Here is a 12,487-nt window from a genome sequence, read left to right on the forward strand (position 1 = left end):
GACCTCTTTTTATCATGGAAAAGCAATTCTGGTTCAAATCGTGGGAGTTAGAAGGCCACTACACCAGTTTTCACCGCAAAGACATCCACCCCTACGCCCTGAAACATCTGCCCCCGCACATGCTGGAAGGCAGATCGGTATTTGTACCCCTGTGCGGCAAAACCCTCGATATGCTGTACTTCAGCAAATTTGCCCGCTGTGTCATTGGCGTAGAAATCGTTGAGAAAGCGATCCTGCAGTTTTTTGAGGAAAACGAATTAACCTACCAGCGGTTTGGCGACCGGTTTATCTCCGGCAACATCACCATCTTTTGCCGGGATATGTTTTCATTAACTGCCGAACACCTTGGCCCCATCGACATCGTATACGACCGGGCTTCGCTGGTGGCGCTGCCCTACGCCATGCGGATGCGATACCTGCAAACGCTGGAGTCACTCACATCGGTAGGTACCCTCCTGTTTTTGAATACGCTCGAATACGAACCAACGCTGGCATCACCGCCGTTCAGCATCAGTCCCGACGAGGTAGCCTCGTACTTTCCCAACTACCTGATTCAGCACGTTGAGCAGCCGGTATTACCCAACCACGGTATGGTGCGTAAATTCAATCTGTCGTTTCTGATTGAGCACGGGTTTACCATGCATAAACTTTACGATGCGCCAACCGAGCTTCATACACAAGCTATTGTCAATTCGGTGTTAGTCTAGCCAGGATCGGAGAAGCGGCCCAATCTGTGCCATGTAACTTATCTACACTATATAATCTGACGTTTACTAAGAAAAAAGGCAGCTTTCTTGCAGAAGCTGCCTTTTTTCTTAGCTTTCATCCGCCCTTACAGCCTAAACGGCTGTCAAAGGCCTTTCACCATGAATTTAATTTTAAAATAAAGCCAATTCGGAAACAATTTGTTCTTCAATAAGTTGCTGATTTATTACCTAAAAACGCCGTTTGATAACACTGAAGGCTTAAATTTAACATTTTTTGCAATAAACCATAAGTTATTTATTGGTAGCTAATTGATAATGAGTTATATTGCAGCGCCTTCGCTTTTAACCTAGACGTAACGATGAGCCAATCAAATTCCGACACCTCGTCCATGCAAACCAGTTGTAACGATCCGGTTGCTGTTTTTGACTCGCTGATGGAACAGTATGTAGTGGCGGTTTCGGAACGGATGACGCCCACCCGGAAAGCAGAACGGGATGGCCTGAATAAACTGATGTCGCTCGTACGGCAACCAGGCCGTCGTCCTCACTAATCAGCTATCACTGCAATACGGTTTCTTATTACACGACCCGTAGCCAGCCATGCCTAATCAGATCGGAAACAAAATGATCTGGTGTATCTACGCGAAGTGTTAATCCGCCACTCGCCCGCTCAAATCGGGTTGCAACATGGCTCATGTAAGCATGCAAAGACAAGGCAGTTGGCATGTCGCTCAGCATACGAAACTGCTCTATAACTTCTACAGACGACCTTGCCTGAATTTGATTGATTTCATTTGATAACTGATTCTGCATATCTAGGTCCCTTCACACCAAACATTTTTACCTCTCATATTGCCTCTGGTCTGATTTTTAGCTACCGGCATCCTGCGCAGGGCACACCTGTAACGCTAACCAGCTATAAATACTTAATTATCAGACAATATTATGGGGATTTTATGGACTAAAAAAATAAAACACTATTCTATACTTTATTTTCACTTCAATATACACGAAAACTTTTTGTTACCAAATTAACATTAATTAAAATTTTTATGACCCGATGCGGGGTTACCTTTATTTTGCCTGTGCGTTTGTGGTTTGCTTCGGTAGAGATGTGTATTCAGTGATACGGAAAACCTCCTGCCGTACTACGTCGAAGGTGCGGGTCACCTGATCCTGCATCTTTGTAGCCTCGGCGGTTGATCCGGCCAAACCCGCACTGCTAAGCACATTTAATCCCGTTACAGGTCGGGCTACGAGTAAGCCGTATCCTTTCTCGCTTCCGTTGGGCACTACGAGCCGCGAAAAATTCCAGCCGCTCAGCGCTGTTTGTTTCATACGCTCTTCGGCCAATCGCTTCATGGAAGCCACCAGTCCCATCCAGCCTGCACCAGCGTCGCGCAGCCGCATCAGGTCAAGTACAACCAATGGCGTTTTGTCGGGCGCAAAATCCGCATTGAAGGCGGCATCGACGGTCTCCCAGATTTCCATCTTGACAACCGGAGCCGTAGCCCGATCGCGTTTCTGTAGGTCAGCCATACGGGTCTTCACGCTGTCGCCGTACAATCTCGCCATGGCAGCCGGGGACGCTCCTTTGATACTCATCTCCCGGGAAACAATGACAGTTACGTAATCATACTCAGTCGGGTTGGTGTTCGAACTCATCTGCTTTGCGAGCATATACCAGCCAATCAGATTGCCTTCGTCCACGGCAGCCTGGTTGATAGCCCGCCATTCACGCTCCACCGGCAGCGCATCCTGGATTGTCAGCCCGGGCGACAACTTATGATAGATCAGGTAGGTGTATGCTTTGGGCGATGATTTGGCCGCCTGACCTGAGCAGATATGGGTTGCTAAGGCTACCAGCAGAAAGACAGACAGCCGGGCGAATGACGTGAACATGGTGCTGAAGGGACTAGTTTCTCACCTAAAGCCTGCTTTTGGGCATACTTTACCTATTGGAACAGCCGGAATAATTCGACCAGACAACGTATACGTCATATCGTTCATATATCTACTCCGGCCAAATGCAGAAATCAGCATACGTTAAAACAAGTCTCGTTGTCGTCAGTTATACGTTTTGTGTTGCTCCAGCGCATAGACTTTATTAAACAATGCTGGTCTAAATGGCCATCTCATCATTTCCCATTATCTTTAGAAGTTTGTTATCAACTGCTTATTCAAGCCTCTTGCTGATCTTGCTGGCCCTGTCTATAGCACTTTTTAACGTTATGGTTTTGCCTGTTGCCTTTATTTCATGCTGATGACGTTGCCAAATAATTCTTCGCAGGAAGAACTGATCCCTTTGGCCGACGACCTGCCGATTATCATCTGGATGACTCGGCCGGATGCCTACTGCTATTACCTGAATCAGCGCTGGTACGACTACACCGGCCAAAGCCCTGAGAACGCCTTAGGCCTGGGCTGGCTGACGGTTGTTCACCCCGACGATGCCCAGCTATCGGGCGATATCTTTCTGGAGGCTAACCGAAATCAGAAACCGTTTTCGTTCAATTACCGGCTCCGGGCTGCCGACGGTACGTACCGCTGGATGAAAGACACGGGTCGCCCGCGGTTTGATCAGCAAGGCACGTTCATGGGCTACGTAGGCTCGGTGGTCGATATACACGAACTGAAGATGACCCAGGAACGCCTGCGGCTGGCGGTTGAATCTACGGAGCTGGGAACCTGGGATTTTTATCCGCACACGGGCGAATTGATCTGGTCGGAGCGCTGCAAGGAACTGTTTGGCCTGCCCCCCGACGCCTACGTTGACTACTCCGTTTTTTTGCAGGGTATCCATCCCGACGACCGCGCCCGGACAGACGCCGTTGTGCAATCGGTATTGCAACCCGGCAACGAGGGCTTTTATGACATTGAATACCGAACGGTGGGCGTAGTGGATGGGCAACTGCGCTGGGTTCGGGCCATCGGTCAGGCTTATTTCGGCGACGACGGTACGGCCAGCCGATTTATCGGTGCCATTCTCGACATTACCCAAAGCAAACTGGCCAACGAACTGCTGGAGCAGCGGGTAGCCGATCAGACCCACCAGTTGCAGGTAGCCAACGCCGAACTCCAGCGATCAAACAGCAGCTTGCAATCGTTCGCCTACATTGCCAGCCACGATCTGCAGGAGCCGCTGCGGAAGATCCAATCATTCGGCGACATGCTCAAAAACCAGTATGCCGACCAATTGAGCGACGGGGTTGTTTACCTGGAACGGATGCAATCGGCGGCCGGCCGGATGTCGGCGCTCATCCGGGATCTACTGACGTTCTCGCGCGTCTCCGTCCGGCAGGACGATACAACACTGGTCTCCCTCAGCGAAATCGTCGGCACTGTGCTGTCGGATCTGGATCTGGCTATTCAGGAGTCGAACGCAACCGTAACGGTTTCTCCTTTACCGACACTCGAAGGGGACCGATCGCAGTTGAGCCAGCTCTTTCAGAACCTGCTCAGCAACGCCCTGAAGTTTCACCGGCCGGGGGAGTCGCCGATCGTTCGCATCAGTACCAAACAGATTCGGGACGCTGAACTCCCTTCGTCCGTGAAGCCCACCCGGCCTAGCAGTACGTATCACCGCATCGACGTATCGGACAACGGCATTGGGTTCGACGCCAAGTACATAGATCGCATCTTTCAGGTCTTTCAACGGCTCCACACCCGCAATCAATACGAGGGTACGGGCATTGGCCTGGCCATTTGTGAGAAAGTGGCAGCTAACCACGGCGGGGCCATCACGGCTACGAGCGAACCCAACCAGGGTGCTACATTTAGCGTATACCTGCCCGCCTGATTTGTTTTGGGCTCAAGACGGTGACCATTAACTCACCTTCAGAATATCTTTCCAGCGGGTTGTGTAGCAGGGCGATAGCCATTGCTGTTTCATTTTCCAGGCCGGACTGTAGCCCTGGACAGCCAGGCGCACTTTATCCCGGCCATGCCGGTAATTAAGCTGATCGACGACCTGTGCTAAGCGGGCCAGTTTCGGGTCGGGGCCGTTCGTAAACAGGGCTTCCTGCCGAAAGTCATCATCGACCAGATCGTTGAGAATAACCCCTACTTTCTGATACCGATAGCCGGGCTTATAAATGCAATCAAGAGCCGCCAGGGCGTAACGGCTCAGGTCGACCGGGCTGGTGGTCGGATGCGGTAGCGTTACCGACCGACTGTTGGCGTAGTATTTAGCCGGTTCGCCATTGGCCGATCTGGCGTGCCGGTTCGTATGCAGGAACACCGTAATGACGCCTGCTGCGGAGCCCTGTCGCCGGAGTTTTTCCGACGCGCGGGCGAGGTGCGTAGTCAGAGCCTCGCGGATTAGTTTCAGATCAGGAATCATATCTCCAAACGAGGGGGCCGTGCAGATGCTTTTTTTAGGGCCAGGGTCGGTCTCCAGCAGTTTGCAACGTTGTCCCCGCAGTTCGTACGCCAGCCGCAGGCCATTGACGGTCATAACGTCCCGAATCCAGTCGTCGGGAGCCTGCCGTAGATCCCAGGCAGTTTTTATTCCCAGCCGTTTCAGCTTCGATGCGTAGCGGGACCCGACGCCCCAGAGCAAACTTACGTCAAGTTCTTCCAATGCTTCCTGAATGTCCTCTTCCGTCGCCAGCACGACTACTCCCTGCACGGCTTTTGCACTCTTGGCATATAAGTTGGCTACTTTGCTCAGCGTTTTGGTAGGGCCTATGCCGATGCTGACCGGAATGCGAAGCCACTGCGTAATTTTGGCGCGCATGTGCCGCGCCAGGCCCTCCAGGTCAGGATAGACGGAACCGTAGCCGTCCAGGTCCAGAAAAGCCTCATCAATGCTGTTTACTTCCACATTCTCAACAAAGCGTCCCAGCAGGCTCATCAGCCGCGCCGACGTATCGCCGTAGAGGGTGTAATTGGACGAAAACACCCTGACATCCGCGGCTTTAATCAGCTCTGTCTGCTGAAAAAACGGGTTTGCCATTTTGATACCCAGATCCTTAGCTTCCTGCGAGCGGGCCACAATGGCCCCATCGTTGTTGCTGAGTACAATCACCGGTTTTCCGTTCAGGGCGGGGTTGAAGCTACGCTCCACCGAGCAGTAGAAGTTGTTGGCATCGACCAGAGCGATCATAGTTTGAGCAGTTTACCAATGCGGAACGTAGCCACCCCAAAAACCTGAAAAGCATCGCCGGGCTGCACGTAGATCGGCGCATAGGCCGGATTCGACGGCTCCAGGATCTTAAGTTCCCCCCGAAACCGGATGCGCTTGAGGGTATGGCCGTCTTCAACCCAGGCTACCACAATCCGCCCATCCGCCGGTTCAATCGATGAATCGACCACGATCCAGTCGCCTTCGCAGATGGAATCGCCGGCCATACTATCGTTGATGGCGTGGACGAAATACGTAGTATCCGGATTGTAGACACAGAGATCATTTAGGTCGCAGACCCGTTCCGTATAGGCATCTGCCGGACTGGGAAAACCGCAGGGTATGTAAGCCTCGAAGAACGGCAGTTGATACCTGCGCTGCACGGTTCCCTTTATGATGTTCTCTGGTTTAAGACGGTCGTTATCCTCAAGCATACAGCACACAAACGGTCTAAGTCAATACATGACCGCTATATTATATTTTTGTATCGTATAACACAACTATATTATATCAAATGTGTTTAACGTGAATTAACTCAGCCTTATCCCACCGAGTCACCTGACAGGCGATTCGACAGTGATAAGGCTGATTATCACACGCTTATTCTGAAAAACTTAGTTCGCTACAATCAGGCGCTTAACCAGTTGCTTCGTAGCCGTCTGCCACTTCACCAGGTAGGCACCGGGCGCAAGTCGGTCCAGTTCAAGCGTGTACTCGTTCCGACCAATCTGGGTCTGGATCGACTGGTTATGAACCGGCAGCCCCGCCGAGTTCAGCACCGTCAGGGTACCGTCCTGCGCTTCATCCGTTACGATCTGTATCGTCACCGGGCCGGTTACCGGGTTCGGACTCAGGGTCATCGTCCCTTCAATCGGCAACTCCGACGATGCCGAAAGCCGGGCAGATCCATTCGGGGTTTCAATACGGACGTTATCCACGTAAATCTGGTTAGCCCCCGATGCCTGCGACTGAACAGTCATGCGCTTGATTTTGGCCGGATTGCCCAACTGCGCCATCGTGATTATGACCTCCTGCCAGGCGTTCGGCGTAGGCTGGAAGCTCACCGTCCGGCTGACTCCACTTTCGTTCTCGGCATTGGTCGTCACGGCGATGGTTTTGTTCGTCGTCGCGTAGATCCAGAACCGGATGGTCGTCTGGGGCGTCGGAATCAGGTGCGTGTTGCGGAACAGCGACCAGCCACCCCAGCCATCGGTATAGCTCAACGACGCCGACTTCTGCCCTACCTTCACCGGATTCGTGTTCGCATAGCCCGATTTGAGCGACCACGACCATTCCTGCCAGCCGGGGTTCAGGGCTTCGTCGTAAATCATGTCAACCGTCGATGAGCCGGGGCAGAACGTAGTCGTCGCGCTTGTCGGTACGCTGTTGGCCACCCCGCTTCCAGCCGCATCTTTGGCTTTCACCGCAAAGGTATACGCCGTACCGCACGTCAGGCCCGTCACGTCCAGCGACGTAGTTGTTACGTTACCGTTCAGCAGATTACCGTCCTGGTATACCTCATAAGCGCTCGTATTTCCGGAAGGTGCTGTCCAGTTCAGCCGCAGGCTGGTTGTCGCTACGTTGCTGACCGACAGGCTGAAGGATGGCTCCAGACGAATGTTATCGAGGTAAATCAGGTTCGTACCCGGTGCCTGTGACTGAATCGTCAGGCGCTTGATCCTGGCCGGATTGCCCAACTGCGCCATGGTCAGTACCACTTCCTGCCAGGCGTTAGCTGTGGGCTGAAACGATACGTACGGGCTTTGGCCGGTTTCGTTTTCGGTGTTGATACTCACGCCAATGGTCTTGTTTGTTGTCGCGTAGATCCAGAACCGGACGGCCGTTTGGGGGGTGGTGATGAAGTGATTATCCCGAATAACGGACCAACCACCCCAGCCGTCGTTGTAGGTTACCGCCAACGCCTGTTGCCCCACTTTCACGGGGTTCGTGCTGGCATAGTTGCGATCAATCGACCACGACCACTCCTTCCAACCCGCGTTCAGAGTCTCATCGTACACCACATCGCTGCCGGACGGGGGGCAGGCTGGCGTCGTTGCACTGACGGCTGCACTTTGCGCCGATTTGTTGCCCGATGCGTCCTTTGCCAGTACCGTGAACGTGTAGACAGTACCGCACACCAGATTGCTCACGGCCAGCGACGTACCGGTTACGTTACTGTTCAGCAGCGTACCATTCTGATACACCTCGTACGCCGTTACGCCAACGTTGTCGGTCGAAGCCGTCCAGGTCAGGGTCAGGCCTGTAGCCGTTACGTTATTTGCTGCTAGATTGGTCGGTACGGTCGGTGCTTCGCTGTCGGCGCAGGCCGAGGTCGTTACGCTCCGCGGACTGCTTTGGGCCGATTTGTTACCGGAACCGTCTTTAGCCAGCACCGTGAACGTATAAGCCGTGTTGCAGGTCAGCCCCGTTACGTTCAGCGACGTACCCGATACAGTGCCGTTGAGCAGCGTTCCGTTCTGATATACCTCATAGCCCGAAACGCCTATATCGTCGGTGGCGGCTGTCCAGGTCAGCGTCAGACCCGTGGCCGATACGTTGCTGCCGGCCAGGTTTGTGGGTACGGTCGGGGCCTGTGTGTCGGTACAGGGTGCCGACATTACGTAGATCGTGTTGCTGTTGGGCGATACGTTTCCGGCGGCATCCTTCGCCCGCACCGTGAAATTGTACGAGGTGTTGCAGGTTAACCCCGTTACGTCGAATGAGGTGCCCGTTACGTTGCCGTTGATTACGGTGCTACCCTGCAGGACTTCATAGGCCGTTACGCCGATGTTGTCCGTTGAAGCTCCCCAGTTCAGGCGCAGACTGGTTGCTGCTACGTTACTCGTCGTCAGGCTCGTCGGGGCGGTTGGGGCCTGCGTGTCGGGCGTTACGTCACCGGCAACGAGCCGTACATCGTCGATGATGAAGCTCTGGGTTCCGCCCGAACCATCGGCAAACGAAATCCGCTGAAACTGCGCTGGATTACCCCATTCGCTCCACGGAATCCGGACAAGCGTCCAGGTGTTGGGCTCGGCCGAGATCCGGTAGAAATCAGCGGTCGGGCCGGTATCAACCTGGCTCATCGTTACGCGCACGGGTTTGTCGGTGCCGTAGAACCAGAACTGTACGCCACCGGGGTAATTGGCCGTATTCAGCACTTCGTTGTTGCGCAAACTCAGTGCTCCCCAGGCCACCGTTACGTTCACCTTCAGTGACTTCTCGCCGAGCTTCACGGGGTTTGTATTCGCAAAATCCTGCGTGCTGTTCCACGACCAGTTGGCGAACGTATTCTTCAGCGCATCGCCGTAGATGACGTAGTCGTTTGCGCTGGGTGCGGGGGTGTTCACCGTCACGGCATTACTCGAATTGGAGCGGTTCGCCGAGAAATCGATGGCCTTCACGGTAAACACGTAGCTACTGTTCGGCGACAGCGTCTCGATGTTGATGAACGTCTGGGGCGTTTCGGCAATCTTGCTCCCGTTCTGGTAAATCTCGTAGGCCGTCACCGCCCGGTTATCCACCGACCCGTTCCACGCCAGCTTCACCGAATACGGCGACAAATCCGACGCGACCAGATTGGTTGGAGCCGTTGGTGGTTCCGTATCGGTCGGGTCCGACGTAGGCGTCATCAGGCGACTCAGCAAGGCCACGTACGGAGCCTGGTTGTAAATGGCCACTTCGGTGAAAATCCACGAATTCTCCGGGAACCCCGCATTCCAGTCGCGGTAGCGCTTCTGCAACGGTTCGTTCCGGATGTAGCCCTGAGTACCATCGTACTGATCCATGTTGTTGGGCCCACCCGTCAGGTAACCTGGTGCAGGGCCTTTCGGCGAGGTCAGGGCGTTGTCCCAGGCAGTGCCGTCGGCAAACCAGGTGTGGTAAATTTCGTTCTGCGAGTTTTCGGCCCCGTAGGCGTACATATTCGACAGCATCACCTTGCCCTGGGCGTTCACCCCGTGGAACCAGTGCAGGTACTCAGCCGCAACCTCGCGGTACAGCGCCTTGCTGCCGGCATTGATGTTGAAATCAACGAAATCCATGTTGGCCACGCCGGCATTGCCGCGCACCTGGTTGCTGCCCCAGTGATACTGGGCGTCGGCCATGTGGGCGCGGTAGAGGTCCGTGCGAGCGTTGTAGTCGTTGATTGACAGCACACTGTTCTGCTGGCTCTTCAGGCTCCGGATAGCCGACGCCACCGAAGGCGTAGCGGCCGGATTAGCGGCATATCGCAGCAGTGCCGTATGCACGTGCATGCTGTACGGCCCCCACCACTCATTGGCAATCGGCTGAATCTGGGCGTAGTATCTATCAACGAGCGCCTTGTATTCGGCCTTACCCGTGGCTTCGAACAGGTAGATAGCCGCAACCACCGCCGACTGCAACTGAAGGTCAGGACGACGGTCTGAGTCTCCTGATTTGATATTGCCATCGTCGCAGTCGGTCTGGAAGACGGTAAACTCCTGGGTTGTCTGCCGGGCTCGTGCAAACGCCCGTTCAGCCCGGGCAATCAGGTCCTGCGCGTAGGTGCTCAGTGCCGGAATGGTTCGAAATACAGCCCCTCCTACAGCAAACATAGCCGCCCCCGACAAGGTCGACGACGTACATTCGGGCAGGTAGTAGCGGGGCCGGGTATCGGCGCTGGGCGGGTTGGTTTCGTTGTAGTTGTCTACGCCAACCTTCAGCAGCAAGCCGTCGGTACCGGTAGCGTCCTGCATCCGCTTCATGAAGTCAAGCTCCCACTTCACTTCGTCCAGAATGTCCGGAATGCCGTTACCGGACTCCGGAATATTGAAGTTATCGCCGAACACCGACGGATTCAGCCGGTACGACTCCAGCAGAATAGCCACCGGTTCTTCGGCGAAGGTCACGTACTTGTTCATGTCGCCGGCGTCCATCCAGCCACCCGATACGTCGCGGGCGGTGAGGGGGTCCGTTTTGGCGTGTCGGCTCCGGGCCTCCCGATCCTGGCCTGGTCCTTCGTGCGTAGCGCCATCGGCCCATTTCAGATCGGTATAGGGCGGCTGCTTGGCGAAATTGATCCGCTGATAGAAGTACGTCCGGACGGCCGCTTTCAGGACCTCGTTGTAGACGTTGTCGCCGATCTCGAATCGGTACGAGCCCACGTTGTTGCCTACGTCGAAGACGTAGTACGACCCCGGCGTGTTGACCTGCGAGAAGTCGAACCACCAGCCTTTATCGCCGGACGAAGCCTGGGTAACACCGTCTTTCCAGGCCTGGATGGTACCGGTGAACACGACGGCATCGTCCGTCCATCGGCGGACCTGATACTGGTTGGCTCCTGCGCTGGCATTGAAAGGCTGGTTGGCATTGGAGCCGACCTGAGGATTTACGATAACCGCCACTTTGCGGGCATTCTGCAGGTAGCCAAACTGATCGACCCGAATGGCTCCGGTTGTGGAAGGTGGGGCAGCCAGGCTGCGATACATCGTCAGCAGCCAAACTAACGTGCATAAGAAATACTGTTTCATAAAAGTTACTCCCGTGCCCCATCGGGTAATTTTAGAGTTACACATATGCTCTTTCAGGGCTTAAAAGCGCGAGCAAACATAGAGGGAGGAGGTGCCGAGTGCAGACCTGTTCGGTGCCAATCGTCAGAAACAGCGATTGAGTTGGTAGAATTACCTTGTAGAATCGCCGGGGGTATGGCGTATGGACTGTTTGTGAATGGGGTGCTACTGGATACCCCTATATACCCCCAACCCCCTTCAGGGGGCTTAGCGCTGCTAATGTCAAGATTCTGAACTAAGCGGTGCTAAGCCCCCTCCAGGGGGTTGGGGGTATACACAAAAGCTATTTAGGAAACACTATAAGTCCTTTACAAAGCGGACGGGCTACGGCGGGTCAGTTGCTTGCTGGTCCGCACAAAATGCGAGAAATCGGTGTAGCCAACCGTATCAAAGGCGAAGGTGCTGCCATGCGCCCGGTAGCACTTTAGGGCGTGTTTGAAACGGATCAGTTGCTGGCAATACTTCGGTGAATAGCCGACAATGCTGGTAAAATGCCGGTGGAGCGAACTGTACGACACGCCCAGGTTCCGGCAGAGCGTGTAGAGGTGATCGTCGCCGGGGGTATCGACCGTATCAAAGCGGTTGATCACCCGCTGAATCAGCTCGTACCGCCAGTTGTCGTGGGCCGTCCCGACCAGCGGCAGCAACGCCGATTCGGCCACCTGCACCCGCTGGGTGAAGGTCTGCGCGCGTTGAATCTGTTCGGTAAAGCCGGGTAATCGGAGCAGATCGGTCAACGTAGTAAACTGATTGGCCAGCTCAGGTCCGGCCCCCTTCGTCAGTTGCCCCACAGCGCCCGGCTTCAGCTTGATGTAAAAATCGTGGACGCCAACCGGGTATGTGTTGACTAACGCATCGCTCAGTGCGCCAAACAGGTTCGTTCCGCTGACGACCGTCTGGCTGCCTGTCGTCGTATTATGCGACCGCCAGCCGATGCCGCTCAAACTGACGTTGATGACACTCGTTACGTTCGGCAGGGTGTTCAGCAGGACCGGCTGGGCGTTCTGACCGGTGAGGTTAATCTCGAAATAGTAGGCAACCAGCGACTGCAGCGGTCGGCTGGGGTACGCAATCCGGAAATACGAAGCGGTTTCTTCCTCAAAGAGAACGCGGCCCTGCTGCATGGT

General features: G+C 54.6%; 8 protein-coding genes. 3 read left to right on the forward strand and 5 right to left on the reverse strand.

What is annotated here, in order from left to right:
- The first annotated feature begins 14 nt into the window (after window positions 1-14).
- Window positions 15-707 (forward strand): class I SAM-dependent methyltransferase, encoded by a 693-nt coding sequence (locus tag BN8_RS22880; RefSeq protein ID WP_009284324.1) that lies wholly within the window; start codon window positions 15-17, stop codon window positions 705-707.
- 359 nt (window positions 708-1,066) lie between these two features.
- Complete coding sequence (locus tag BN8_RS22885; RefSeq protein WP_040006456.1) at window positions 1,067-1,258, forward strand: hypothetical protein; 192 nt, start codon at window positions 1,067-1,069, stop codon at window positions 1,256-1,258.
- 523 nt (window positions 1,259-1,781) lie between these two features.
- Here the strand turns inward: BN8_RS22885 and BN8_RS22890 are convergent.
- On the reverse strand, window positions 1,782-2,609 hold the full coding sequence (locus tag BN8_RS22890; RefSeq protein ID WP_009284328.1) for a hypothetical protein: 828 nt from the start codon (window positions 2,607-2,609) through the stop codon (window positions 1,782-1,784).
- Between the two features lie 361 nt (window positions 2,610-2,970).
- Here BN8_RS22890 and BN8_RS22895 point away from each other — a divergent pair, with 361 nt between their 5' ends.
- On the forward strand, window positions 2,971-4,506 hold the full coding sequence (locus BN8_RS22895) for a sensor histidine kinase (protein WP_192579085.1): 1,536 nt from the start codon (window positions 2,971-2,973) through the stop codon (window positions 4,504-4,506).
- A gap of 27 nt (window positions 4,507-4,533) precedes the next feature.
- Here the strand turns inward: BN8_RS22895 and BN8_RS22900 are convergent, their stop codons facing one another.
- The 4 genes from BN8_RS22900 to BN8_RS32010 form a co-directional block, all read right to left on the reverse strand.
- On the reverse strand, window positions 4,534-5,814 hold the full coding sequence (locus BN8_RS22900) for a Y-family DNA polymerase (RefSeq protein WP_009284330.1): 1,281 nt from the start codon (window positions 5,812-5,814) through the stop codon (window positions 4,534-4,536).
- Window positions 5,811-6,266 (reverse strand): LexA family protein, encoded by a 456-nt coding sequence (locus BN8_RS22905; RefSeq protein ID WP_009284331.1) that lies wholly within the window; start codon window positions 6,264-6,266, stop codon window positions 5,811-5,813. Before BN8_RS22905 ends, BN8_RS22900 begins: the two co-directional genes overlap by 4 nt.
- A gap of 180 nt (window positions 6,267-6,446) precedes the next feature.
- Window positions 6,447-11,321 (reverse strand): glycoside hydrolase family 9 protein, encoded by a 4,875-nt coding sequence (locus BN8_RS32005; RefSeq protein ID WP_009284332.1) that lies wholly within the window; start codon window positions 11,319-11,321, stop codon window positions 6,447-6,449.
- A gap of 347 nt (window positions 11,322-11,668) precedes the next feature.
- Complete coding sequence (locus tag BN8_RS32010; protein ID WP_009284333.1) at window positions 11,669-12,484, reverse strand: helix-turn-helix domain-containing protein; 816 nt, start codon at window positions 12,482-12,484, stop codon at window positions 11,669-11,671.
- Window positions 12,485-12,487 lie beyond the last annotated feature (3 nt).

The sequence above is a fragment of the Fibrisoma limi BUZ 3 genome, from assembly GCF_000296815.2.
Taxonomy (GTDB): domain Bacteria; phylum Bacteroidota; class Bacteroidia; order Cytophagales; family Spirosomataceae; genus Fibrisoma; species Fibrisoma limi.